The organism is Streptomyces sp. NPDC005728, assembly GCF_040630895.1.
Lineage (GTDB): Bacteria > Actinomycetota > Actinomycetes > Streptomycetales > Streptomycetaceae > Streptomyces.
Genome location: NZ_JBEXYL010000006.1, coordinates 16,976 through 42,064 on the forward strand (window position 1 = coordinate 16,976; position 25,089 = coordinate 42,064).

A 25,089-nucleotide genomic window follows, 5' to 3' on the forward strand; every position below is an offset into this window, starting at 1 on the left:
CTGACCGGTTGCCGTCCGACCGGTTGAGCGCCTGACCGGTTGAGCGCCTGACCGATCGGGCGCCTGGCCGATTGACCACCTGACGCGTTGTCGTAGCCGCCTGCCAGACTTGCCCCATGCGCATTGTGGTTCTGGCAGGCGGCATCGGTGGTGCCCGTTTCCTGCGCGGTCTGAAACGGGCCGTGCCGGACGCGGACATCACGGTGATCGGCAACACCGGCGACGACATCCACCTCTTCGGGCTGAAGGTCTGCCCGGACCTCGACACGGTGATGTACACGCTGGGCGGCGGTATCAACGAGGAGCAGGGCTGGGGACGGACGGACGAGACCTTCCACCTCAAGGAGGAGCTGGCGGCCTACGGCGTCGGCCCGGAGTGGTTCGGGCTCGGCGACCGGGACTTCGCCACCCACATCGTCCGGACGCAGATGCTGGGCGCCGGCTATCCGCTGAGCGCGGTCACCGAGGCGCTGTGCGAGCGCTGGCAGCCGGGCGTGAAGCTGATCCCGATGACCGACGACCGGGTGGAGACGCACGTGGCCGTCGAGCTGGACGGTGAGCGGAAGGCCGTCCACTTCCAGGAGTACTGGGTACGGCTGCGCGCCTCGGTCCCGGCCGAGGCGATCGTGCCGGTCGGCGCCGAGCAGGCCAAGCCCGCGCCGGGTGTCCTGGAGGCCATCGCCGAGGCGGACGTCGTCCTCTTCCCGCCGTCCAACCCGGTGGTGTCCATCGGCACGATCCTCGCCGTGCCCGGCATCCGGGAGGCGATCGCGGAGGCGGGCGTGCCGGTGGTGGGCCTCTCCCCCATCGTCGGGGACGCCCCCGTGCGCGGGATGGCCGACAAGGTCCTCGCCGCGGTCGGCGTGGAGTCCACGGCGGCGGCGGTCGCCGAGCACTACGGCTCCGGGCTGCTGGACGGCTGGCTGGTCGACACCGTCGACGCGGGCGCGGTCGGGCGGGTCGAGGCGGACGGGATCCGCTGCCGGGCCGTACCGCTGATGATGACCGACGTGGACGCGACCGCGCAGATGGCACGGGAGGCGCTGGCGCTGGCCGAGGAGGTGCGGGAAGCGTGAGCGAGGAGCGTGCGGAGTACCGGGTCTGGGCCCTGTCCGGCATCCCCGAGGTGCAGGCGGGGGACGACCTGGCCAAGCTGATCGCCACGGCCGAGCCCGGTCTGGCCGACGGTGACGTGCTGCTCGTCACGTCCAAGATCGTGTCCAAGGCGGAGGGGCGGATCGTCCGGGCGGACGACCGGGAGGCCGCGATCGACTCCGAGACGGTGCGGGTGGTGGCGCGGCGCGGCACGCTGCGCATCGTCGAGAACCGGCAGGGCCTGGTCATGGCGGCCGCCGGGGTCGACGCCTCCAACACCCCTGCCGGGACGGTGCTGTTGCTGCCCGAGGATCCGGACGCCTCCGCGCGCGCGATCCGCGACGGGCTGCGCGACACGCTCGGCGTCAACGTCGGCGTCGTCGTCACCGACACCTTCGGGCGGCCCTGGCGCTCGGGGCTCACGGACGTGGCGATCGGCGCCGCCGGGGTGCGCGTGCTGGACGATCTGCGCGGGCGCACGGACGCGTACGGCAATCCGCTCAGCGCCACCGTCGTCGCCACGGCGGACGAACTGGCCGCCGCCGGTGACCTGGTCAAGGGCAAGGCGACGGCACGGCCGGTCGCCGTGGTGCGCGGGCTCGCCCATGCCGTGGCCGAGGAGCACGGCGAGGGGGCGCGGGCGCTGGTGCGCAGCGCGCGGGACGACATGTTCCGGCTCGGCACGTCCGAGGCCGTGCGGGAGGCCGTGACCCAGCGCCGTACCGTACGGGCCTTCACCGACACCCCCGTGGACCCCGGCGCGGTCCGGCGTGCGGTGGCCGCCGCGGTGACCGCGCCCGCGCCGCACCACACGACACCCTGGCGGTTCGTGCTGCTGGAGTCGGAGGAGTCGCGGGTACGGCTGCTCGACGCGATGCGGGACGCGTGGATCGCGGACCTGCGCCGGGACGGCAGGAGCGAGGAGTCCATCGCCAAGCGGGTCCGGCGCGGTGACGTGCTGCGCAACGCGCCGTATCTGGTCGTGCCGTGCCTGGTCATGGACGGCTCGCACACCTACGGGGACGCCCGGCGGGACGGCGCCGAGCGGGAGATGTTCGTGGTCGCGGCGGGCGCGGGCGTGCAGAACTTCCTGGTCGCACTGGCCGGGGAGCGGCTGGGTTCGGCCTGGGTGTCGTCGACGATGTTCTGCCCTGACGTGGTGCGCGAGGTGCTGGACCTGCCGGCCGGCTGGGACCCGATGGGAGCGGTGGCGGTCGGGCATCCGGCGGAGGAGCCGAGACCGCGGCCGGAGCGGGACGCGGGGGCGTTCATCGAGGTGCGGTGAGCGTCCCGTACGGTCGGCGGGTCTCGCCTAGTCTCGTAGGACGGCAGTGTCCGCAGCACCGGCACCCTCAGGACTCATAGGACTCACAGGACTCATTCGTGGCTGGACGTTTCGCTCCGCGGCCCACGCGTACGACCGTGCGCGGCGGGGAGGTCGCCGTGCCCGGCGGGGTGCCGCGGCAGAGTGCTGCTGCGGCGGCGCGGGTGCGGAGCTGGGTGCCGGACGGGCCGCTCGATCTCGGGCTGGTACTGGGACCGCTGCGGCGCGGACCCGCCGATCCGACGTTCCGGACGACACGGGACGGGTCCGTGTGGCGGGCCAGCCTGACACCCGCCGGGCCAGGGACGCTGCGGGTGTACGCCCGCGGCGGTGAGGTGCGCGGGGAGGCGTGGGGGCCGGGTGCCGAGTGGCTGCTGGAGCAGTTGCCCCAGTTGCTCGGTGCCGCCGACGATCCGGACGCGTTCGTGCCGCGGCACCGGGTGGTGGCGCTGGCGCGGCACCGGCGGCCGGGGCTGCGGCTGACGCGGACGGGGCTGGTGCTGGAGTCGTTGATTCCGTCGGTGCTGGAGCAGAAGGTCACGACCGATGAGGCGTATCGGGCGTGGCGCTTGCTGGTGCGGAGGTTCGGGGAGCGGGCGCCGGGGCCGGCGGGGGTGAGCGAGCGGCCGATGTGGGTGATGCCCGCGCCTCGGAGCTGGGCGCTGATTCCCTCCTGGGAGTGGCATCGGGCGGGGGTCGACGACAAGCGGGCCTCGACGATTCTGCGGGCCGTGCGGGTTGCTGCGCGGCTGGAGCAAGCGGTGGGGATGCCGGCGGGGGAGGCTCAGGCGCGGTTGGAGGTCGTGCCGGGGGTGGGGCCGTGGACGTCGGCGGAGGCCGTGCAGCGCATTCATGGGGCGGCGGATGCGGTGACGGTGGGGGACCTGCATCTGCCGGGGATCGTCGGGTGGGCACTGGCCGGAGATCGGGATGCGGACGATGCGGAGATGCTGCGCTTGCTGGAGCCGTATGCCGGGCAGCGGCATCGGGCGGCCCGGTTGATCCTGCTGAGCGGGAACGTGCCGGCGCGTAGGGCGCCGAAGATGCCTCGGGTGGACATCGGTCTGCTGTGAGACGCCGTGTGCCGGGGCTGGGCGCTTGTCAGGTGCCCGGTGCGGATGCTGGGCAGGGGTGGGTCTCGCTCCCCCGCGTCGGCGGGGTGCCGCTGCGCCCACCCGTGCCGCCCCAGCGGCACGACTGCCCGCAGCTACGTGGGTGGCAAGCCGGCCGCTGCTCGGCGAAGCACCTGCCGCACGACCCAAGCCGCACGACGGCCCGCGGCTACGAGGGTCGTACGTCTGCTGCTGCCGGGCAGACGCCGCCCGGACTGCCGACTGCCCACCACCACGAAGGTCGTACGCCAACCCCCACCCAGCCGACGCCACCCAAGCCGCACGACGGCCCACCACCACGAGCAGTTGCACGCCACCCCTGCCAGGCAGGCGCCGGCCAAGTCGCGCGATGTGGGTGCAGGGGCTGTAGCTCCTCAGGGGCGCGGGGAACTGCGCGACCGGTCGGCACGGGCCCGCAGGCGCTAGGCGGCCCAGGGGGCGCAGTCCCCGAGGGAGGGGGGTGCCCCGCCCGGTCGCACAGCTACTGGTCGGAAGAGAAACGCACCGCACCCGCCGGGATGCGGGCGTCGCACCACACACGTGCGCCGTCCCTCAGCTCGTTGTCGGGACCGACCACCGCGCCGTCGCCGATGACCGTGCCGGTGAGGACGGAGCGTTCGCCCACTCGGGCCCGGGTGCCGATGAGGGAGTCGGTGATGACGGCGCCGGGCTCGATGACGGCGCCGGGAAGGATCGTCGAGCCGAAGACCCGCGCGCCCTCCGCGACGAACGCGCCCTCGCCGACCACCGTGCCGCCCGTCAGTTTCGCGTCCGGGGCGACCCTGGCCGTGGGAAGGACGAGGCGGTCGCCGCAGCGGCCGGGGACCGCCGGGGAGGGCGCCCGGCCGAGGACCAGGTCCGCCGAGCCGCGGACGAAGGCCGCCGGGGTGCCGAGATCCAGCCAGTAAGTGGAGTCGACCATGCCCTGGAGGTGGGCCCCGGCGGACAGGAGGTCCGGGAATGTCTCGCGTTCGACCGAGACCGGGCGGCCCGCCGGGATGGTGTCGATGACCGAGCGGCGGAAGACGTACGCCCCCGCGTTGATCTGGTCGGTGACGATCTCCTCCGGTGTCTGCGGCTTCTCCAGGAAGGCGAGGACACGGCCGGTGTCGTCGGTGGGGACCAGGCCGTACGCGCGCGGGTCCGTCACCTTGGTGAGATGCAGGGAGACGTCCGCGCCCGTCGACTCGTGGGTGTCCACGAGCCGCCTGATGTCCAGGCCCGTCAGGATGTCGCCGTTGAAGATCAGCACCGGGTCGTCGGGACCGGAGTGCAGGCGCGAGGCCACGTTGCGGATCGCGCCGCCCGTGCCGAGCGGCTCCTCCTCGGTGACGTACTCGATGTGCAGTCCGAGGGAGGCACCGTCGCCGAAGCAGGGCTCGAAGACCTCGGCGAGATAGCTCGTCGCGAGGACGATGTGGTCCACGCCCGCCGCTCTCGCTCGCGCCAGCTGGTGCGTGAGGAACGGCACCCCGGCCGCCCGGACCATGGGCTTCGGCGTGTGCACCGTGAGCGGACGCAACCGGGTGCCCTTGCCGCCGACCAGGAGGATCGCTTCTGTCACCTGTCGTCTCTGCTTCCTGCCGGGACCGGCCGAACTTCTCGTTTCGGCCGGCCAGTGTATGCAGACCGTGCGACGGTGCCCCCGACGGCCACGCGGTGTCCCGCGAGAACCTGCCCTCAGCGCCCTTGATACTTCGCCGCGCTGGAACGGGCCGTGCCGAGCTTGGCGTAGAGCCGTTTGCCCGGACAGTCGGTGGAGTATCCGTCCCGATGGCCGGAGATCACGTTCAGTCGTACCTTCTTGCCCTTTGGGTAGAGATTGCCACCTCCCGACGTCAGATATGTCTTGCCTCGCGGATTGGCGCGGAAGAGGCCGAGCTTCCACGCGGTGAGCCGGGCGACGGCCTTCACCGCGGCGCTGGACGGCTTGGCGGAGCCGTAACTGCCGATCACGGCGATGCCCATGCTGTTGGCGTTGAAGCCGAGGGTGTGGGCGCCTTGGACCGCCTTCGCCGCACCCCCGGCCCGGCCCTCGTAGATGGTTCCGCACTTGTCGACGAGGAAGTTGTAGCCGATGTCCCGCCAGCCCATGCTCTTGACGTGGTAGCGGTAGATACTGCGGACGACGGAGGGTGCCTTGGAGCAGGTGTACTTGTTGCCCGAGGCCGTGTGGTGGACGAAGGCCGCCTTGACCTTCTTCGTGTAGACGAACCCTCCCCTGCGCAGTGACTCGTCCGCACGCCAGCCCCGGCGCGTCACGATCTTCGGGCGCGGCCCGATGTGCGGCTTCCCGCGCGGAACGTCCGTGTCCAGGCGGGCCAGTTCCTTTTCGGTGGCCCGCCGGCCCAGCTCCGGGATCTCCAGGGCGCCGTAGGGCGCGAGGTCGGTGTTGGCCGCGTAGGCGGCGGCCGTCGCGTCGGGCTGGTTGCCGGTCCCGGTGCGGGGAACGTCCGCCGGCGAGCCGTGGGGCGGGTCCTCGCCTCCCGGGTCCACGAGTTCCAGGCGCAGCCCGGGCGGCAGGGGTGAGTCCGGGCCGTCGGGACGGCCGTTGCGGTCGCCGGCCGCCGGGGCCGGCCCGGAGCCGGCGCGCACTCTGACGTCCACGCCGTCCGAGTCGCCCACCCACAGCGGCGCGGTGCCCCCGCGCACCCGGCCCGAGGAGCGTTCGGTCGTGCCCGGGTCGGCGCCGTGGTCCTCGTTGTGCGTCTCGACGTCCTGCCAGCCGGACCACCGTCCGGACGCGGCGCCCCGGGTACGGACCTGGACCCGGCCGTCCAACTCGGTGTCCGGGTCGTCCCAGACCACGCCGACCAGCGAGAAGTGCCGTACGTGGGCGCGGTACAGACCCTGTTCCGGTGCCGTGCCGAGGACGCGGGTGCGGGCGAGGGGGACGAGGGGCAGCGACTGGGTGCTGCCCGGGACCGCGGCCTCGGCCACCCGGCCCGTGGCGCCCGTCCGCTCCGACCGCGCGGCGACGGCGGTCGCGGGCAGGGTCAGCGGGAGCGCGAGAGCGGCCGCGCACGTGACGCCGATCGAGGTGGCACCGACGGAGGAAGTGAGGAATCCACGCATGCCCATGATCCTGGACATAGTCAGACAAATATGTCCATAGGGAAACTGACGAACCGTCGGGAACCGCTCCGCCGAACCGGTGGCCCCGGCAGGCGGTGCGCCGGCCCGCCCCGGCGTACCCTTGCGCGGGTGAATGCCACCGATCGCACCCCTGCCGACCTGCTGCGTTCCGCGCTCGCCGCGGACCCCGGCCGTCCCCTGGTGACCTTCTACGACGACGCCACGGGCGAACGTGTCGAACTGTCCGTGGCCACCTTCGCCAATTGGGTGGCCAAGACCGCGAATCTCCTGCAGGGCGATCTGTCCGCCGGCCCCGGCGACCGGGTCGCGCTGCTGCTGCCCGCGCACTGGCAGACGGCCGTGTGGCTGCTCGCGTGTGCGTCGGTGGGGGCGGTGGCGGATGTGGGCGGGGATCCGGCGTCCGCCGACGTCGTCGTCAGCGGGCCGGACTCGCTGGAAGCGGCGCGGGCGTGCCGCGGGGAGCGGATCGCTCTCGCCCTGCGGCCGCTGGGCGGGCGTTTCCCGCAGACGCCGGAGGGCTTCGCCGACTATGCGGTGGAGGTGCCGAGCCAGGGGGACCGGTTCGCTCCGTTCGCTCCCGTGGATCCGGAGGAGCCGGCGCTGATTGTCGCCGGGGCCGAGTTCAGCGGGGGCGAGGTGGTGGAGCGGGCGATGGCGGATGCGGTGTCGCTGCGCCTGGCGGGGCCGGGGGCGAGGCTGCTCTCCGCTCTGCCCTACGACACGTGGGACGGGTTGAGCGCGGGGTTGTACGCGCCGTTGGCCGTCGGGGCGTCCGTGGTGCTGTGCCGTCATCTCGACCGGTTGGACGAGGAGGGTCTCGCCAAGCGGGTGGAGAGCGAGAGGGTGTCTGTGGTGCGCCGCTGAGAGGGGCTGGGGCGGCCGTACGGCGGTGCGGGTGCGCGCGGGCTGATCGCGCGGTTCCCCGCCCCCCTTCGGGTCGGCCGCCGTCCCCCGTGTGGAGCAGTACAGGGCGCCTTCGCCCCCCGTCCCCGCCATCGTCGTAAGAGCAGAGGCATGACGCTCGTACGCCATGAGGGGGCCCGCACGTGACCGACACCGGCGGCATGCCCCCCGGCCCCGGGCCCGGGGCCTCGGCCAGTGGGGACGGGCTCGCGCGGCGGCGTCGGCGGCGGTGGGTGCACCGGGGCGCGCTGGCGGTGGGTGCGGTCGCCGTGGCGGCGGCCGGGGCCGGCTGGGCCGTGTACGCCAAGCTCAGCGCCAACATCACGCCCGACGAGGCGGCCGCCGCGGAACTCGCCCGGTACGAGCGGGAGCGGCCCACCGCGCTGGTGCGGGGCGCGCAGAACATCCTGCTGATCGGGTCGGACACCCGGGCCGGGGACGGCAACCAGCAGTACGGTCGCGACCTGGGCAGCGAGCGGTCGGACACCACGATCCTGCTGCACCTGGCCGCCGACCGGCGCAGCGCCACCGCCGTCTCGCTGCCGCGGGACCTGATGGTGGACATCCCCGGCTGCCTGCGGGCGGACGGCACCCGCAGCGAGCCGGTGTTCGCGATGTTCAACCACGCCTTCCAGGTGGGCGGTTCGGCCTGCACGATCCGTACCGTCGAGAAGCTCACGGACGTCCGTATCGACCATCACATGGTGGTCGACTTCAGCGGGTTCAAGGAGATGGTCGACGCCGTCGACGGCGTGCAGGTGTGCCTGAGGGAACCGATCAACGACAAGGCGGCCAGACTGAAGCTCCCGGCGGGCAGGGTGACGCTCGACGGGGAGCAGGCGCTCGGGTACGTACGGGCCCGCAAGTCGCTCGGCGACGGCAGCGACACCGAGCGCATGGAGCGGCAGCAGCTCTTCCTCGGCGCGCTCGTCAACAAGGTGCAGAGCAGCGACGTCCTGCTGAACCCGGTGAAGCTCTACCCGGTGCTGGACGCGGCGACCTCCTCGCTCACCACCGATCCCGAACTGGCAAGTCTGCGTGGTTTGTACCAGTTGGTGCGCGGGCTGCGTGACATCCCCGCCGCACACGTGCAGTTCCTGACGGTGCCGCGGGAGTCGTACGTCTACGACGCCAACCGCGACCAACTCGTGGAACCGGAGGCCGAGAAACTGTTCGCGCGGCTGCGGGCCGACCTGTCGGTGGCGGTGACCCAGGACACCTCACGGGAACTTCCCGGCACATCACGGGCAATTCCCGGCGAAGGCTCCCAAGGAGACCGCGAGAACGGCCCCTCCCCCGCCCCGACGTTTCACGGGAACACCGCCGCCGAGCACGCCTGCGAGTAATGCGCGCACCAAGGCGACGAACTTCTGTCCAGGAAAATGAGGGGGATTGCCCAGTTGTAGGAAGGTGGAATTTGTCACCGGCGTCGCTTGACGCTGAACTGGGCGGATAGTGTGAGCGATCCGGTGCACCCGGCCGCGAGGCTTGTCCTGAGGTCGCGCACCGATTCACCGAGACCCGAGCGCCTTTGAGGGGGAAGGCGCCGCGTGGCCCCGACGGAGGATTCGGACAACCGTGGACGCGCAAGGCCGTGGGCGGGCGGACAACATCGACCCCGCAGACCAGTGGGTACTCAATCCGAACACCGGCGAATACGAACTGCGACTGAGTCCTTCCGCACCGCAGTCGTCGGTCCCCGGGCCGCGGAGAGCCAAGCCCCGCGCACCCGGCGGTGCGGCGCGCGGCCGCGGCGACGCTGCGGCGCGGGAGAACCGCGAGACGCGCGAGATGGGGCAGGTGCGCGGCGGCGGGAACGTGCCGCCGCAGCGCCGGCGCCGTGCTGCGGAGCCCGAGACGCCGCCGGGGCGGCGTGCGGCCCGGCGGCCGGTGAAGAAGAAGTCGAAGGCCAAGAAGGTGCTGGCATGGACCGCCGGCGGCACGGCGTTCGTCCTGGTCGCCATCGGCACGGCCGGCTACCTCTACCTGAAGCACCTGGAGGGCAACGTCACCACGACGGATGTCGGTGACGCTGCCAAGGACGGCTTCAGCAAGGACGACGCCTTCAACATCCTGATCATCGGCACCGACAAGCGGACCGGCAAGGGCAACGAGGGCTACGGCGACTCGGGCAGCGTCGGGCACGCGGACACCAACATCCTGCTGCACGTCGCGAAGGACCGGACGAACGCGACGGCGCTGAGCATTCCGCGCGACCTGATCGTGAACGTGCCGGACTGCGAGACCACCCAGGCCGACGACACCAAGAAGGTCATCCCCGGCACCGACGGGGTCCGCTTCAACACCAGCCTCGGCCAGGAGGGCCGGGACCCGGGCTGCACCATGCGGACGGTGAAGGAGGTCACCGGCATCGAGCCCGACCACTTCATGATGGTCGACTTCAACGCGGTGAAGACGCTGACGACGGCGGTCGGCGGCGTCGACGTGTGCCTCAAGCACGCCGTGAAGGACAAGGACTCGCATCTGGACCTGCCCGCCGGTCCGTCCAAGATCGAGGGCGAGCAGGCGCTGGCGTTCGTCCGCACCCGGCACAGCTGGGGCAACCAGGGCGACCTGGACCGCATCAAGGTCCAGCAGCAGTTCATGGCCTCGCTGATGCGCAAGATGTCCTCCAGCGACACCCTCACCAGCCCGACCAAACTGGTGAAGCTGGCGGAGGCGGCCACCAAGGCGCTGACCGTCGACAAGGGCATCGGTTCGGTGAGCACGCTCAAGGACGTGGCGCTGGAGCTGAAGAAGGTGCCGCCGAAGAACATCTCCTTCGTGACGGTGCCCGTGGTCGACAACCCGACCGAGAAGGTCCACGCGACGGTCGTCGTCGACAAGACGAAGGCGCCCTCGGTCTTCGACGCCATCAGGAGCGACGTCTCCTTCACCGAGGTGAAGAAGAAGGAGAAGGCGGCCAAGGACGCGGCGGCCGCCCGCCTGAAGGGCACCAGGTCCGAGCCCTCCGAGGTGCGGGTGCGGATCCTCAACGGCGGTGCCGAGGCCGGCAGCGCGCAGGAGACGCTGCAGTGGCTGCAGACCGAGGAGGGCGTGCTCAAGTCCGAGAACGCGGGCAACGCGCCCGCGGAACTGGGCAGGACCACGCTCGAGTACGCGCCCGACCAGGCGTCCCAGGCGCGTGAACTGGCCGCCCTGATGGGGCTGCCCGGAACCGCGCTGAAGCCGGGCAAGAGCGTGACCAACTCGCAGGGGGTGCCGGCGATGACGCTCACCCTGGGCAAGGACTTCAAGGGCGCGGGCATCCCCCTCACCGCTCCGACCAAGGCGCCGGAGGTCGACAAGTCCACGGCGGACAAGGTTCAGTGCGCCTCGTAGGTAACCCAACGGGTCCGTCGTGCGTCTAACTCGGCGCGGGACGGACCCGTTGCCCGGCGCAGGGTGGGGAGGATGGGGAATTGTCGCAGAGCGGTGTACGGGGGGAGCCTCCTGCGGTCGAGGACACGATGGGGCTGACGCCGCAGGCAGCGGGCGCGCCCGAGAGGTCCGGACGGCACGGCGGCGGGCGGCGCGGCGGCGGCCGGAAGACCGAGCTACGCGGGCGCCGACGGCGCGCGCTGCGCTGGTCGGCGACCGTACTGGCCGTGGTCATACTCGGCACGGCGGGCGCCGGCTACCTGTACTACGAGCACCTCAACGGCAACATCCAGAAGGGCCTGCGCAGCAACGGCGACTCCAAGGCGCAGAAGACCCGGCCGAACGCGGCCGGCCAGACGCCGCTGAACATCCTGCTGATCGGCTCCGACAGCCGTAACTCCGACGAGAACGTGAAACTCGGCGGCAGCAAGGACAACCGGGGCAACCCGCCGCTCGGCGACGTGCAGATGCTCATCCACCTCTCCGCGGACCGCACGAGCGCCGCCATGGTGAGCATCCCCCGGGACACCCGGGTCGACATCCCCCGGTGCAAGGACCCCCAGACGGGTCACGTCTACCCGGCGACCAACGACATCATCAACACCTCGCTGGCCCGCGGCGGTGCCGCCTGCACGCTGGACACCTGGGAGAAACTCACCGGGGTCTACATCGACCACTGGATGACGATCGACTTCTCGGGCGTGGTGAACATGGCGGACGCCATCGGCGGCGTCGAGGTCTGTGTGCGGCAGAACGTCTGGGACCACTCGACACCCGCCCAGCACGGCGGCTCCGGCCTGAAGCTGACGGCCGGGACGCACAAGGTCAAGCATGTGCAGGCCCTGCAGTGGCTGCGGACGCGGCACGCCTGGGGCAGTGACGTGATGCGCGCCCGCGCCCAGCACATGTACCTGAACTCGATGATCCGCACGCTCAAGCAGCAGGACGTGTTCACCGACACCGGACGCCTGATGGACCTGGCCGAGGCGGCCACCAAGTCCCTGAAGGTCTCCGAGGAGATCGGCACGGTCAAGAAGCTCTACGACCTGGGCATGGAGCTGAAGTCGGTGCCGTCGAACCGGATCACGTCGTTGACGATGCCCAACGACCAGGACCCGCAGAACGGCGAGCACGTCGTGCCGACCGAGGGAGCCGACCAGATATGGCAGATGCTCCGCGACGACGTGCCGTTCGACAAGAACGGCAAGGCGTCGGGGTCGAAGAAGGCGGCGAGCAAGTCCCAGCCGACCAAGGCTCCTTCGGTCGACGCGGCCCGGCTCGGGGTACTGGTGCAGAACGCCACGCAGTCCGCCACACAGGCACCGGTCGGCAACCGGGCGCGGACGATCGGCCAGGTGCTCGCGCAGAAGGGGTACGCCAGGGCGGGGGCGGACACCACGGCGGGACTGTCCGCGGACCAGACGGTGGTGCGCTACCCGAGCGCCGAACTGGAGGGTGACGCGCAGGCCGTCGCCAAGGCGCTGGGCATCCCGATGAACCAGGTGAAGCAGTCGACCGACGTGTCGGGGGTCACCGTCGTCGTCGGCGGGGACTGGCGCGAGGGGACGGCCTACGCGAAGAAGTCCGACCCGAAGGCCGGCGACCTGCCGAGCAGTTCCGACGCCATCAACGGCTCGGACACCACCCCGTGCATGAACGTGTACGAGCCCTACCGGTGGTAGCGGGGTGAGCACGTGAAAGGGCCCCTCCTCGGGAAGGAGGGGCCCTCTTCGTTCACATGATCAGCGGGATTCGAGCACCGCCGGCCGCCGCGAGGAGATCACTCGCTTCGCCAGGGAGCGGGGGCTGGTCAGGAAGCCCCAACCCCACGACATGTGCATGGTCGCCAGGGCCACCGGGATCTGCAGCCGGGCCCTGAGCGGCAGTCCCTTGCCCGCCGGGACGGAACCCGCCGCGATCGCGGCGAGATAGCCGCCGGGTACCACCAGGCCCCACGGAGTGAGGGCCGCGCCCACCACGAGGCCCGCCGCGATCGCGCACACCGCCGTCGGCGGGGCGAGGTAGCGCAGGTTGATGGAGCCCTCGTGGTAGCGCGCGACGACATGGCGCCAGCGGCCGTAGTCCTTGTACTGCTTGGCGAGCGCCTTCACGCTCGGCCGCGGCCGGTACGACACCTTCAGCTCCGGCGAGAACCAGATCAGGCCGCCCGCCTCGCGGATGCGGAAGTTCAGCTCCCAGTCCTGGGCGCGGATGAACTCCTCGTTGTAACCGCCCTGCCGCTCCAGCGCCTCGCGGCGGAAGACGCCGAGGTAGACCGTCTCGGCGGAGGCCGCCTGGCCGCCCGTGTGGAAGGCCGCGTTGCCGACGCCTATCTTCGAGGTCATCGCGGCGGCGACGGCGTGCTCCCAGTCGTTCTCGCCCTCGGCGTGCATGATGCCGCCGACGTTCTGCGCGCCGGTCTCCTCCAGGAGCCGTACGGCGGTCGCGATGTAGTTGGGCGAGAGGATGCCGTGGCCGTCGACGCGCACCACGACGGGGTGCCGGGAGGCCTTGATCGCGGCGTTGAGGGCGGCCGGCGTGCGGCCGGTCGGGTTCGCGACGGTGTGTACGCGGGGATCTTCGGCGACCAGCTCGGCGGCGATCTCGTCCGTGCGGTCCGTGGACGGACCGAGGGCGATCACGACCTCCATCTCGCCGGCGTACTCCTGCGCGAGGATCGCTTGGACGGCCCCGCGCAGATGCCGCTCCTCGTTGAGGACCGGCATGATCACAGAAACGGCGGGGAGCTGCACGTCGGGCTTGGCGTTCATAGGGGCCTCACGTTACCGCGAATGGGGGACACCGGTGCGCGCCGCCGGGGCGTGGACGCGGGCTGGAGATCGTATCGGCCTACGGTTCTCACACATCCCGCGTACGGCCGCAGTCCGGAGGTGTCCCTTGCCCAGCCCGCCTAGGTCGCCCGCCCGGCCGCAGCGCCGACCGCAGCCGCCCGCCCGTGTGCCACGGCAGCCCCAGCGGACCGTGCGGCCCCCGCACCCCAGGCGGCCGCGGTGGGCCATGCGGGCGGTCACCACGCTGTCCGTGGTGGTGCTCGCCTCCGCCGGGATCGGCCACGCGGTCGTCACCAGCCTGGACGCCGGCATCTCCCGGGTGGACGCCTTCAAGGACATGAAGAACCGGCCCCGCGCGGGGCACGGCATGAACGTCCTGCTGGTCGGCACCGACGGCCGCGACAAGATCAGCGAGTCGGAGCGGCGCGCGTACCGGCTGGGCGGGGCCCCCTGCCACTGCACGGACACGATGATGATCGTGCACATCTCGGAGGACCGGGAGCGGGCGAGCGTGGTCAGCCTGCCGCGCGACTCCTACGCCGAGGTGCCCGAGCACGTCGACCCCGGCACCGGGCAGCGGCACGCCCCGCACGCCGGCAAGCTGAACGCGGCCTACGCCGAGGGCGGCCCGCAGCTGACCATCGGCACGGTCGAGAACATGACCCACGTGAAGATCGACCACTACCTCGAGGTCGACTTCACCAGCTTCATGAAGACCGTGGACGTCGTCGGCGGGGTCCGGATCTGTACGGCGACGCCGCTGAAGGACGCGTACACCGGTCTCGACCTCGCACCCGGCACCCACACCCTCCACGGCGGGCAGGCGCTGCAGTACGTGCGCGCCCGGCACGTCGACGGGGCGAGCGACCTGGGCCGGATGAAGCGGCAGCAGCGGTTCCTGGCCGCGCTGATCGAGCAGGCCACCTCCTCCGGGGTGCTGCTCAACCCGATGCGGTTCCGGGACGTGACCCGGGCGGTGCTCGGCTCGGTGCGCGCGGACGAGGGCTTCGGCACCGACGAGCTGCTCGACCTCGGCCGGGCCATGCGGAACTTCTCCCCGTCGTCCTCCGAGTTCACCACCGTGCCCATCGGGCAGATGAACTTCCCCGTCAAGGGCATCGGCTCGACCCTGAAGTGGGACCCGGTGGCGTCCGACCGGCTCTTCCGGTCCCTGCGCGACGACAAGCCGCTCGCCGTGGACCACCCGCGCCGTGGACCTCTGCCGACACCCGTCGAGGTCGACCCGCGGCAGATCCGGGTCCAGGTGGAGAACGGCACCGGCACGGCCGGGCTCGCCAAGCGGGTCGACGCGGCGCTCGCGGCGGCCGGTTTCGCCACCACCCGCCAGCCGACCACCGCGGCCGTCCACGACGTCAAGCGCACGGTGATCTCCTACGACCCCCGCTGGGACCGCTCCGCCCGCACGCTGGGCGCGGCCCTGCCCGGCAGCGAACTGCGCGCGGTACCGGGCATGGGCCCGATGCTGAAGGTGACCGCCGGGGCCGGCTTCAAGGCGGTGCACCAGGTGAAGGTCGAGGACCCGGGCAAGCCGGAGCAGAGCGTGCTGCGCGGCAACGAGGTGGTCTGCTCGGGCACGGAGGGGGCCGGCTAGCACGGCGCCCCACGGGTGCCCGGGGGTTTCGAAGCCCGGGGCCTCAGTCCTCGAAGCCCTCCGCCGCCCGCTTCTCGCGCAGCTCGCGGATGTCGCGGCGGCGGGCCAGGCGGTGGGTGCGGCGGATCTGGGCCTCCTGGTAGCGGCGGCGGTCGCGGTCGGTCTCGGGCAGCACCGGGGGTACCCGGCGCGGCTTGCCGTCGGCGTCCACGGCCGCGAAGACCAGGTAGGCCGAGCCGACCTGGGTGGCCGGGTCGGACTCGTTCCAGCGCTCGGCGAGGACCCGGACACCGACCTCCATCGAGGTCCGGCCGGTCCAGTTGACCTGCGCCTTCACATGGACCAGATCGCCCACACGGATCGGCACCAGGAACGCCATCTCGTCCATGGAGGCGGTGACGGCCGGTCCGCCGGAGTGCCGTCCGGCCACCGCGCCCGCCGCGTCGTCGACGAGCTTCATGATCACCCCGCCGTGCACCGTCCCCAGCAGGTTGGTGTCGTTGTGGGTCATGATGTGGCTGAGCGTGGTGCGGGAAGCGGACGTCGGCTTGCCCGGGATGTCCGGATCCGCGTCCGGGGCCTGGTCTGTCATGGCCTCAACCTTATGCCGAACTGGCATTCGCGGAATTTGTGTCAGCTTCGCAACAGCGCCGCTCTGATTTTCCGACACCCCTTGTAAGGCACACAGCGGTGCCCTGCACACTGGGGCGCATGAATGACTGGCCCCAGGGATGGTCCGACGACAACCGCGGTCCGCGCTACGGACGCGGCAGTGGCGGCGCGCAGCCGGAAGGCGCCCGCGCGATGCGTCAGGTGCGGCGCGGCCCGGCGGCACCGCCCGGGCAGCGCTCGTACGACGCTCCCGGCCCGTCGGCGCCGCCGTACGGCGGCGGGGTCCCGCAGCAGCCGTCGTACGTCGACGGCCAGGGATACGACGACGGCTACGGCGACTACGACAGCGGCTACAACACGGGCCAGGTCTACGGCTCCCCGGGCGGTCCGGGCGGGCCCGGCGGCCCCGACGGGACGCCCACCCGGGGTCCGCGTCCCGCCCCGAACTGGCGGCGGCGGATCAAGTGGACCGCGATCACGCTGGCGAGTGTGCTCATCGTCACGTCGGTGGCGACCTACTTCTGGGCCGACTCCAAGCTGCACCGGGACGTCGACCTCTCCACGGTCATCGACCGGCCCGAGACCGGCGCGGGCACGAACTACCTGATCGTCGGCTCCGACAGCCGCAAGGGCATGTCGGCCGATGACAAGAAGAAGCTGCACACCGGCTCCGCCGAGGGCCAGCGCACCGACTCGATGATGATCCTGCACGTCGGCGACAACGGCGACACGCTGATCTCGCTGCCGCGTGACTCGGACGTGGTGGTCCCGTCGTACAAGGGGTCGACGTCCGGGAAGGTCTACCCGGCCCAGGGTCGCCACACGAAGCTGAACGCGGCCTACGCCGAGGACGGCCCGACCCTGCTGGTCCGCACCATCGAGGCCAACACCGGACTGCACATAGACCACTACGTGGAGATCGGCTTCGCCGGGTTCGCGAACATCGTGGACGCGGTCGGCGGCGTCGAGATCGACATCGACAAGGGCTTCAAGGACAAGTACTCGGGCGCCGACTTCAAGGCCGGGAAGCAGACCCTGAACGGCGAGCAGGCCCTGGCCTTCGTCCGCACCCGGCACGCCTTCGCCGCCTCCGACCTGCAGCGCACGAAGAACCAGCAGAAGTTCCTGTCGGCCCTGGCCCACCAGGTGGCCACCCCGTCGACGGTTCTCAACCCGTTCAAGTTCTACCCGACCATGGGCGCGGGCCTGGACTCGCTGACCGTCGACAAGGACATGAGCCTGTGGGACCTGGCGTCCATGTTCTGGGCGATGAAGGGCGTCAGCGGCGGTGACGGCACCTCGATGAACATGCCGGTCTCCGGCTCGTCGGGCGGCAACCTCGTCTGGGACAAGGCGAAGGTGAAGACGCTGGTGAACGAGCTGAAGAACGACGAGAAGGTCACCGTCTCCGGCAACTAGGCGGTCCCGGAGGCCAGGAGCGCGACATGGGGAAGGGCGAGCAGCCCTTCCCCGTCCGTGTACGGCGCACTCAGCCGCTCGTACTCCCGCCTGATCCGTACGACGGTCTCCGCGTCCTGCGAGGTCACGACCAGCCCGACGGTGGCCACCCCGCCGGCCGCCCCGCCCCACCACTCCTCGACCGCGACCCGGTGCTCCCAGGCCAGCTCACCGGCTTCGGCGCCCCCGAAGCCGGCCTCCGCGAGCAGCGCCGCCAGACCCTCCGGAGTGCGGGTGAAGTCCTCGTCCGGGTCCAGCCGCGGCAGATACGACGGAGGCACCGCGCCGCCCGCCGCGCACGCCTGCCCGAGCAGTTCCTGACCGGCCCCGCGCCGGGCGCCCCACAGGGTCAGGGCGACCCGCCCGCCGGGCCGCAGCACCCGCCGCAGTTCGGCGAGCGCGGCGCGCGGCCGACCCACATGGTTGAGCACGAAGTTCCCGACCACGGCGTCGAACTCCCCGTCCGGGAAAGGGAGTACGGGCAGGACGGCCACCTCTGCGGCCAGCCCGCGCAGCCGTGCCTCGGCGACCATGCCGGCGTCCGCGTCCACGGCCCGCACCAGCGCGCCCCGCTCCCCCGCCGCCAGGGCAGCCGTGCCGGTGCCGGTGCCGACGTCGAGGACCCGCGTCCCCTCGCCGACCCCGGCCGCGTCCAGCAGCGCGGGCACCGGGTGCGCGCACAGCCGGCCGAAGCTCCGCGCGTACGCCTCGGTCCGCCCCGCCCACATGGCCCGCTCGACGGCGTCGAAGGCCGCCGTCGCATCCGTCTCGATCATGGCCCCAGCCTGCCGCACCAAGGATCGAGGGCACCCACGGGGGTGCCCTCGAAACCGCCGGCCCTCACGTCACGTGCGGGCGCCCGCCATCGTGCGACACATCTCCGCGGAGCGGCGACACGCCTCCGCGCAGCGCATCATCTGCTGGTCGTCGGGCATGGACATACACGCCTCGGCGCACATGTCGCAGGCCTTCGCGCACATCGCGCACATCTCGGCCGACATCGGCGAGCGACGCATCATCATGTCGGCGCACATGCGGGTCATCTCGGAGCAGTCCATGAGCGCGCGCATGATCTGCATCTGGACCTGGCCGCCCATCTGCATGCAGGAGCTCATGGTCTCCTCGCAGATGCTGTGGCACTTCATGCAGGCCTCGACGCAGTCCTGCATCTGCTGGGTCATCGGGGTCATGGTTCCGGGCTGGGTCATGGCTCCTCCTCGGAGCAGGGGGCGCCGGGGCGGGCCCCGTGTGCTTCCGTCCTACGCCCGGGTGCCCAGCTCTGCCATCCGGCAGTTGCCCGTACTTGTGCCCATTCGGCCTACGGCCTCCCTCAGACGGTGGGGGTCGTGCCGCCGTCGATGACGTACTCGGCTCCGAGGATGGACGACGCCCGGTCGGAGACCAGGAAGGCGATCAGCTCGGCGACCTCCTCCGGACGGTCGGGACGGCCGAGCGGGATTCCGCCGAGGGAGTCCATGAGCCGGTCCAGCGCCGCCTCCCGGCTGACGCCCGCCTCCTCGGCGATGCGGTCCACCAGCTGATCGGCCGCGCTGGTCCGGATGAAGCCGGGAGAGACCGCGGTGACCCGGACGCCGTGCGGGGCGACCTCGTTCGCCAGGCCCTTGCTGTACGTGGTCAGCGCGGCCTTCGCTGCGGCGTAGGCGAGGGTGCCGTTCCACAGCGGCATACGACGCTGGATGGACGTGACGTGCACGATCACCCCGCGGCCGGTCTCGATCATGCCGGGCAGCAGGCCGCGGTCCAGGCGTACGGCGGCCAGCAGGTTGACGGTCAGCTCGCGGGCCCAGTCGTCCTCGCCGAGGGCCGCGAAGCCGCCGGCCGGGGCCTCCGATCCGCCCAGGGTGTGGACGAGGATGTCGACACCGCCCAGGCGGGCGTTCACCTCGGAGACGACCTCGGCGGCACCCCCGAGGGTGGAGAGGTCCGCGGCGACGAACATCTTCTCCTCGACTTCGTCGGGGCGGCCGCGAGCGGTGACGAGGACGGTCGCCCCGTCTCGGCGGAGGCGTTCGGCGACGGCGGCTCCGGTGCCCTTGGTGCCGCCCGTGACCAGTGCGCGCCGGCCGTCGAGGGATTCGCTCGTGTGCATGGTGACGGTGCCTTCCGTGCACGAGACCGGGCCGGAAATACCCACTGCCCACGCTACGCCGCCGGGCGCCCCGGCCGGATACGCCGGCAGCCCCCGTCCGGGGCGGACGGGGGCTGCCGGGAAGAGCGGAGGGTGTGCCTTACGGCAGGTTGCGGGCCATCACGATCCGCTGGACCTGGTTCGTGCCTTCATAGATCTGGGTGATCTTGGCGTCGCGCATCATGCGCTCCACCGGGTAGTCGCGGGTGTAGCCGTAGCCGCCGAGGAGCTGGACGGCGTCGGTGGTGACCTCCATGGCGACGTCCGAGGCGAAGCACTTGGCGGCGGCGCCCTGGAAGGTGAGGTCCTTGTCGCCGCGCTCGGAGGCGGCCGCGGCCTGGTAGGTCAGGGCGCGGGCGGCGGCGATCTTCATGGCCATGTCGGCGAGCATGAACTGGATGCCCTGGAAGTCGGCGATCGGCTTGCCGAACTGCTTGCGCTCCTGGACGTAGCCCTTGGCGTAGTCGAGGGCGCCCTGGGCGACGCCGAGTGCCTGGGCCGCGATGGTGATGCGGGTGTGGTCCAGGGTCTTCATGGCGGTGGCGAAGCCGGTGCCCTCCTCGCCGATGATGCGGTCGGCGGGGATGCGGACGTTGTCGAAGTAGACCTCGCGGGTCGGGGAGCCCTTGATGCCGAGCTTCTTCTCCGGGGCGCCGAAGGAGACGCCCTCGTCCGACTTCTCGACGACGAAGGCCGAGATGCCCTTGGTGCGCTTGGTCGGGTCGGTCACGGCCATGACCGTGTAGTACTCGGAGACGCCCGCGTTGGTGATCCAGCGCTTCACGCCGTTGAGGACGTAGTGGTCGCCGTCGCGGACCGCCTTGGTCGTCATGCCGCCGGCGTCCGAGCCCGCCTCCGGCTCGGAGAGGCAGTACGAGAACATCCCGTCGCCCTTGGCGAGCGGGGCGAGGTACTTCTTCTTCAGGTCCTCGGAGCCGGAGAGGATCACCGGGAGCGAGCCCAGCTTGTTCACCGCGGGGATCAGGGAGGAGGAGACGCAGGCGCGGGCCACCTCCTCGATCACGATGACCGTCGCGAGGGCGTCGGCGCCGGCGCCGCCGTACTCCTCGGGCACGTGGACGGCGTGCAGGTCGCCCGCGACCAGGGCGTCGTGCGCCTCCTGCGGGAAGCGGGCCTCCTCGTCCACCGCGGCGGCGTAGGGCGCGATCTTCGCCTCGACCAGCGAGCGGACGGCGTCGCGGAGCATGTCGTGCTCCTCGGACGGGCGGTACAGGTCGAAGTCAGCCGTTCCGGCCACGGTCTCTCACGCTCCAAAGACACAGTGATACTGACGCTAATTACCGTTAAGTAACTCAAATTTTAGAGGGCGGCCCGCAGGACGCCTACGTGAGGTACGCGACAGCGGGGAAATTGCCCGGTGGACAGCCCGACTATGCTCGGCTCCGCATCACCGACGTACCCGATCTGGAGCACATCCATGAGCCTGAAGATCACCGTGATCGGCACCGGCTACCTCGGCGCCACGCACGCCGCGGCCATGGCCGAACTCGGCTTCGAGGTGCTGGGGCTCGATGTCGTGCCCGAGAAGATCGCGATGCTGGAGCGGGGCGAGACCCCGATGTACGAGCCGGGGCTCGAGGAGCTGCTGCGCAGGCATGTCGCGGGCTTCGAGGGGTCCTCGGGCCGGCTGCGGTTCACCCGGGACTGGGCGGAGGTCGGGGCCTTCGGTGACGTCCACTTCGTGTGCGTGAACACCCCGCAGCGGCACGGGGAGTACGCGGCGGACATGTCGTACGTCGACGCCGCCCTCGCCTCTCTCGCCCCGCATCTGCACGGGCCCGCCCTGGTGGTCGGCAAGTCGACCGTGCCGGTGGGCTCGGCCGAGCGGCTGGCCGCCTATCTGGCCGAGCACGCGCCGGCCGGTGCGGACGCCGAGCTGGCCTGGAACCCGGAGTTCCTGCGTGAGGGCTTCGCCGTGCAGGACACCCTGCACCCGGACCGGATCGTGGTCGGCGTGCGCAGCGAGCGCGCGGAGAAGCTGCTGCGCGAGGTCTACGCGACGCCGGTGGGCGAGGGCACGCCGTTCGTGGTCACCGACTTCCCGACCGCCGAGCTGGTGAAGACCTCGGCGAACTCCTTCCTCGCGACCAAGATCTCCTTCATCAACGCGATGGCGGAGGTCTGCGAGGCCGCGGGCGGTGACGTGGCGAAGCTGGCGGAGGCCATCGGCCACGACGACCGGATCGGGAAGAAGTTCCTGCGTGCCGGGATCGGCTTCGGCGGCGGCTGTCTGCCGAAGGACATCCGGGCGTTCATGGCGCGTGCGGGTGAGCTGGGTGCCGACCAGGCGCTGACGTTCCTGCGCGAGATCGACTCGATCAACATGCGGCAGCGTGGGCAGATGGTGGAGCTGGCGCGGCAGGCGCTGGGCGGCGGTCCCTTCCTGGGCAAGCGGGTCGCGGTGCTCGGTGCCACCTTCAAGCCCGACTCGGACGACGTCCGGGACTCGCCCGCGCTGAACGTGGCGGGCCAGATCCACCTCCAGGGCGGCCAGGTGACCGTGTACGACCCGAAGGGCATGGAGAACGCCCGCAAGGTCTTCCCCACCCTGGGCTATGCCGACTCGGCCCTCGCGGCGGTCCGCGCGGCCGATGTCGTGCTGCACCTGACCGAGTGGCGGGAGTTCCGCGAGCTGGACCCGGCGGCGCTGGGCGAGGTCGCGGCGGCCCGGCTGATCCTGGACGGGCGCAACGCCCTGGACCCGGAGCTGTGGCGGCGGGCCGGATGGACGTACCGGGCGATGGGCCGCCCGACCGCCTAGAGGCGTTCAGGACTCCTGGAGGCTTCAAAACTCCTGGAGGCGTTCAGGACGACGCCGGTTCGGCCGAGGCTCAGTCGGCCGAACCGGCGTCTTCCCGCATTCTGCACCACGGGGCACATACGTGGCCGATGAACTCCCTGTGGTTCACGGCTCCTTCGCCCGGTACCGGCGCATCTTCGCGCGCGCCCCGCACACCTGCATCGAGCACCAGCGGCCCCGTCCGGCGGGGCTGCGGTCGTAGTACGCCCAGTGGCAGGTCTCGGCCGCGCAGGCCTTGAGGCGCGTCCAGGTGTCCGCGACCAGCGCCTCGGCGACGGCGGTGGCGACGCGGGAGAGCAGGGGGCCGGTGTCGGCCGGGGCGAGCGTCGCGGAGCCGTCACGGGTGTCGACGGCGACGTACAGCGGGGCGTGGGCCAGCAGTTCGCCGAGCGGGGTCACCTCGCGGTGCGGGGGATGGCCGGCGTGGGCGAGCAGCGCGGCCCGCAGTGATTCGCGCAGTGTGCGGGCGTGCGGCAGCTCGCCCTCGGTGAGTCCGAAGGGCGCCCGGCCGTCCGCCGTGTCCAGCGCGTCCGCGCCCGACTCGATGTCCAGCGTGTTCACCAGGGACTCGACCAGGGCGAGGCCTCCCGGTGCGGGCGATCTCTCACTCATGCCTGCAAGTTACCTCCCGATTCCGGTTGCGGCGTTACCTCCGGCGGGGGAGCATGCAGTAACGGTTACCGCATGCTTGCCTTTAAAGGTAACTCGGATTTCGCAGGAACTTCGAGGAGGAAGTCATGGCTCTCGCCAAGCTGGGTGTCGTCGTGCTGGACTGCCCGGACCCGCGCGCGCTCGCCGGGTTCTACGCCGAGGTGCTCGGCGGGGCCGTCGAGGGCGAAGGGGACTGGGTCGACGTGAAGGTGCCCGGCGGGCAGGCGCTCGCCTTCCAGCGGGCGCCCGGATTCGTCCCGCCGAAGTGGCCCGCGCCCGATGCCTCGCAGCAGCTCCATCTGGATCTGGTGGTGGAGGACCTGGACACGGCCGAGAAGGGGGTGCTGGCGCTGGGCGCGAAGCCGCTGGCCGAGCAGGGCGGCAGCAGCTTCCGGGTCTACGCCGACCCGGCCGGCCACCCGTTCTGCCTCTGCGCCGACTGAGGGGCCCTAGCCGTCCAGCTCCGCGATCCGTGCGTTCGACGGTTCTCGGCGGTGCTGTGCGGCGCGGGCCGTGAAGTCTGCGCTGCGCAGGACTCGCTGGACGTTTCCCCAGGTCAGCAGGGACAGCTCGCACTCGGACCAGCCACGGCGGAACAGTTCGGCGATCAGGTGGGGGTAGCGGGAGGCGTCGGCGAGATCGCGGGGGTGGGCGGCGCCGGAGTCGTAGGTGCCGGACAGGCCGACGCAGTCGGGGCCGGCGACCACGCGGACGTGGTCGAGGTGGTCGGCGACGTCCCGGACGGTCGCGCCGGTCTGCTCGGCGGTCAGCGGCACCATGCACAGGCCGCCCGCCGCGCCCAGCTCGGCGAGCAGGTCGTCGGGCAGGTTGGCCGGGTGCGGGCGCAGCGCGCGGGCGCCGGAGCGGGTGCACAGCACCGGGGTCTTGGAGAGCGCGGCGGCCCGGCTGACGGTGGCCTCGGAGGCGCCGGACAGGTCGACCAGGACGCCGAGGCGGTTCATCTCGCGGACGACCTCCTCGCCGAACCGGGTCAGCCCCGCCTCGCTCGCCCAGGCGGTGCCCGCCAGGGTGAGGAGGCGCAGGCCGAGGGCGTGCAGGATGCGCAGGATGCCCAGGGAGTCGTCGAGCGCGGGCGCCCCGGCCGGACCCAGGACGACGGCGACCCGGCCATGGTGGCGGGCATCGATGACCTGTCCGGCGGTGCGCACCAGGCGCAGTCCGTCCGGGTGGGAGCCGATCACCGAGTGGACGAAGTCCAGCTGTTCCAGGGTGGCGCCCACCGCGCGGTCGCCGACGAGCCCCTCGGGCAGGTGCAGCGACCAGAACAGGGCGCCCACACGGCCCTCGCGCATCCGCGGCATGTCAGTGTCGACGGCCGTCTCGCCCAGCTGCAGGTCGTACCAGGGCAGATGGCGCAGGGCCCACGGCAGCCCGCTGTAGCCGTCGGCGACGGGATGGCCGGCGAGCAGGGAGTGCGCCCGCCGCAGCGTCTCCTCGTCGGGGGCACAGGGCTCCTGCGGGAACGGGTCGTCCGGCAGACCGTCCTCCTGGCCGACCTCTGTCGTGGTGGGCGAGTTGTCCTGGAGGTCGGCCATATCGGGCTCCGTACGTCGTCGTGAGCTACGTCGGTCGTGAGCTACGTCGTGATGTGGCTGGCGTACCGCCACGGTCGCACGGGGCGTGGGGGTCCTTCCTGATGAGTGGGGCGTTCGGGGGTACGGTTCCGCCGGCCTCCCCGGCCGCCCGGATCACCTCGTCCAGCGTCTCCCGGGAGCGCACCAGGTCGGCGATCATGCGGTCGATGCGGTCGCGTTCGGCGGCGAGCTCGGCGACCAGCCGCGGGGTGGCGGTGGCGGAGGGTCCGCCGTCCTGGTCGCGCATGCAGGGCAGCAGCTGCCGGATCTTCTCGCTGTGCAGCCCGGCCGCGTACAGCTCCTGGATCCGGATGACCCGGTCCACGGCGGCCTCCGGATAGTCCCGGTGCCCGCCGGGCGTCCGCTCGGCCCGGAGCAGCCCCTGGGTCTCGTAGTAGCGCAGCGACCGCTCGCTCACGCCCGTGCGCCGGGCCAGTTCACCGATCCGCATCTCCGCCTCCGGGACCTTCGGGACTTGAATCTGACAC

At 71.7% G+C, this 25,089-nt stretch carries 22 protein-coding genes; 11 read left to right on the plus strand and 11 right to left on the minus strand.

Annotated elements, in window-relative coordinates; all coding sequences use genetic code 11:
- The first annotated feature begins 116 nt into the window (after positions 1 to 116).
- From cofD to ABZ471_RS06460, 3 genes are all read left to right on the plus strand, one after another.
- Complete coding sequence (cofD, locus tag ABZ471_RS06450; RefSeq protein ID WP_359063069.1) at positions 117 to 1,076, plus strand: 2-phospho-L-lactate transferase; 960 nt, start codon at positions 117 to 119, stop codon at positions 1,074 to 1,076.
- Complete coding sequence (locus ABZ471_RS06455) at positions 1,073 to 2,380, plus strand: coenzyme F420-0:L-glutamate ligase (protein ID WP_359063071.1); 1,308 nt, start codon at positions 1,073 to 1,075, stop codon at positions 2,378 to 2,380. Before cofD ends, ABZ471_RS06455 begins: the two co-directional genes overlap by 4 nt.
- Before the next feature lie 98 nt (positions 2,381 to 2,478).
- Positions 2,479 to 3,492 carry a DNA-3-methyladenine glycosylase 2 family protein gene (locus tag ABZ471_RS06460; RefSeq protein WP_359063073.1) on the plus strand — a complete coding sequence of 338 codons (1,014 nt, stop codon included), beginning with the start codon at positions 2,479 to 2,481 and terminating at the stop codon, positions 3,490 to 3,492.
- Positions 3,493 to 4,012: 520 nt separating this feature from the next.
- Here the strand turns inward: ABZ471_RS06460 and ABZ471_RS06465 are convergent.
- Positions 4,013 to 5,095: an NDP-sugar synthase gene (locus ABZ471_RS06465; protein ID WP_359063075.1), complete on the minus strand. Its 1,083-nt coding sequence runs from the start codon at positions 5,093 to 5,095 to the stop codon at positions 4,013 to 4,015.
- Between the two features lie 116 nt (positions 5,096 to 5,211).
- Entirely contained in the window at positions 5,212 to 6,624 is a 1,413-nt protein-coding gene (locus ABZ471_RS06470; protein WP_359063077.1) for a peptidoglycan recognition protein, read from the minus strand.
- A 111-nt stretch (positions 6,625 to 6,735) separates the two neighbouring features.
- On the opposite strand from ABZ471_RS06470, the gene ABZ471_RS06475 reads away from it, so the two are divergent.
- The 4 genes from ABZ471_RS06475 to ABZ471_RS06490 all read left to right on the plus strand — a co-directional run bounded on the left by ABZ471_RS06475 (position 6,736) and on the right by ABZ471_RS06490 (position 12,593).
- A complete protein-coding gene (locus tag ABZ471_RS06475) occupies positions 6,736 to 7,491 on the plus strand; it encodes a TIGR03089 family protein (RefSeq protein WP_359063079.1) in 756 nt (251 codons plus the stop codon).
- Positions 7,492 to 7,691: 200 nt separating this feature from the next.
- Complete coding sequence (locus tag ABZ471_RS06480) at positions 7,692 to 8,876, plus strand: LCP family protein (protein ID WP_359063356.1); 1,185 nt, start codon at positions 7,692 to 7,694, stop codon at positions 8,874 to 8,876.
- Between the two features lie 232 nt (positions 8,877 to 9,108).
- On the plus strand, positions 9,109 to 10,872 hold the full coding sequence (locus ABZ471_RS06485) for an LCP family protein (protein WP_359063081.1): 1,764 nt from the start codon (positions 9,109 to 9,111) through the stop codon (positions 10,870 to 10,872).
- Between the two features lie 128 nt (positions 10,873 to 11,000).
- Complete coding sequence (locus ABZ471_RS06490; protein ID WP_359063083.1) at positions 11,001 to 12,593, plus strand: LCP family protein; 1,593 nt, start codon at positions 11,001 to 11,003, stop codon at positions 12,591 to 12,593.
- Between the two features lie 60 nt (positions 12,594 to 12,653).
- Here ABZ471_RS06490 and ABZ471_RS06495 read toward each other — a convergent pair whose 3' ends face one another.
- Positions 12,654 to 13,682, minus strand: a complete 1,029-nt coding sequence (locus ABZ471_RS06495; protein WP_359063085.1) for a glycosyltransferase family 2 protein — start codon at positions 13,680 to 13,682, stop codon at positions 12,654 to 12,656.
- A 247-nt stretch (positions 13,683 to 13,929) separates the two neighbouring features.
- On the opposite strand from ABZ471_RS06495, the gene ABZ471_RS06500 reads away from it, so the two are divergent.
- Positions 13,930 to 15,315, plus strand: a complete 1,386-nt coding sequence (locus tag ABZ471_RS06500; protein WP_359063087.1) for an LCP family protein — start codon at positions 13,930 to 13,932, stop codon at positions 15,313 to 15,315.
- Between the two features lie 43 nt (positions 15,316 to 15,358).
- Here the strand turns inward: ABZ471_RS06500 and ABZ471_RS06505 are convergent, their stop codons facing one another.
- Positions 15,359 to 15,934, minus strand: a complete 576-nt coding sequence (locus tag ABZ471_RS06505) for an acyl-CoA thioesterase (protein WP_359063089.1) — start codon at positions 15,932 to 15,934, stop codon at positions 15,359 to 15,361.
- A gap of 92 nt (positions 15,935 to 16,026) precedes the next feature.
- On the opposite strand from ABZ471_RS06505, the gene ABZ471_RS06510 reads away from it, so the two are divergent.
- A complete protein-coding gene (locus tag ABZ471_RS06510) occupies positions 16,027 to 17,346 on the plus strand; it encodes an LCP family protein (protein ID WP_359063091.1) in 1,320 nt (439 codons plus the stop codon).
- Here the strand turns inward: ABZ471_RS06510 and ABZ471_RS06515 are convergent.
- From ABZ471_RS06515 to ABZ471_RS06530, 4 genes are all read right to left on the minus strand, one after another.
- Entirely contained in the window at positions 17,343 to 18,161 is an 819-nt protein-coding gene (locus tag ABZ471_RS06515) for a class I SAM-dependent methyltransferase (RefSeq protein WP_359063093.1), read from the minus strand. The genes ABZ471_RS06510 and ABZ471_RS06515 overlap by 4 nt on opposite strands.
- A gap of 69 nt (positions 18,162 to 18,230) precedes the next feature.
- Positions 18,231 to 18,593: a four-helix bundle copper-binding protein gene (locus tag ABZ471_RS06520; RefSeq protein ID WP_359063095.1), complete on the minus strand. Its 363-nt coding sequence runs from the start codon at positions 18,591 to 18,593 to the stop codon at positions 18,231 to 18,233.
- 122 nt (positions 18,594 to 18,715) lie between these two features.
- The gene (locus tag ABZ471_RS06525) at positions 18,716 to 19,495 is read right to left on the minus strand and encodes an SDR family oxidoreductase (protein WP_359063097.1); all 780 of its coding nucleotides are present in this window, start codon (positions 19,493 to 19,495) and stop codon (positions 18,716 to 18,718) included.
- 139 nt (positions 19,496 to 19,634) lie between these two features.
- Positions 19,635 to 20,792: an acyl-CoA dehydrogenase gene (locus ABZ471_RS06530; RefSeq protein ID WP_359063099.1), complete on the minus strand. Its 1,158-nt coding sequence runs from the start codon at positions 20,790 to 20,792 to the stop codon at positions 19,635 to 19,637.
- Positions 20,793 to 20,972: 180 nt separating this feature from the next.
- Here ABZ471_RS06530 and ABZ471_RS06535 point away from each other — a divergent pair, with 180 nt between their 5' ends.
- Positions 20,973 to 22,316: a UDP-glucose/GDP-mannose dehydrogenase family protein gene (locus ABZ471_RS06535; protein WP_359063101.1), complete on the plus strand. Its 1,344-nt coding sequence runs from the start codon at positions 20,973 to 20,975 to the stop codon at positions 22,314 to 22,316.
- A 144-nt stretch (positions 22,317 to 22,460) separates the two neighbouring features.
- Here the strand turns inward: ABZ471_RS06535 and ABZ471_RS06540 are convergent, their stop codons facing one another.
- Positions 22,461 to 22,967 (minus strand): CGNR zinc finger domain-containing protein, encoded by a 507-nt coding sequence (locus ABZ471_RS06540; RefSeq protein WP_359063103.1) that lies wholly within the window; start codon positions 22,965 to 22,967, stop codon positions 22,461 to 22,463.
- A 125-nt stretch (positions 22,968 to 23,092) separates the two neighbouring features.
- Here ABZ471_RS06540 and ABZ471_RS06545 point away from each other — a divergent pair, with 125 nt between their 5' ends.
- Positions 23,093 to 23,449: a VOC family protein gene (locus tag ABZ471_RS06545; protein ID WP_359063105.1), complete on the plus strand. Its 357-nt coding sequence runs from the start codon at positions 23,093 to 23,095 to the stop codon at positions 23,447 to 23,449.
- A 6-nt stretch (positions 23,450 to 23,455) separates the two neighbouring features.
- Here ABZ471_RS06545 and ABZ471_RS06550 read toward each other — a convergent pair whose 3' ends face one another.
- On the minus strand, positions 23,456 to 24,562 hold the full coding sequence (locus tag ABZ471_RS06550) for a dipeptidase (protein ID WP_359063107.1): 1,107 nt from the start codon (positions 24,560 to 24,562) through the stop codon (positions 23,456 to 23,458).
- Between the two features lie 25 nt (positions 24,563 to 24,587).
- Entirely contained in the window at positions 24,588 to 25,052 is a 465-nt protein-coding gene (locus ABZ471_RS06555; protein WP_359063109.1) for a MerR family transcriptional regulator, read from the minus strand.
- Positions 25,053 to 25,089 lie beyond the last annotated feature (37 nt).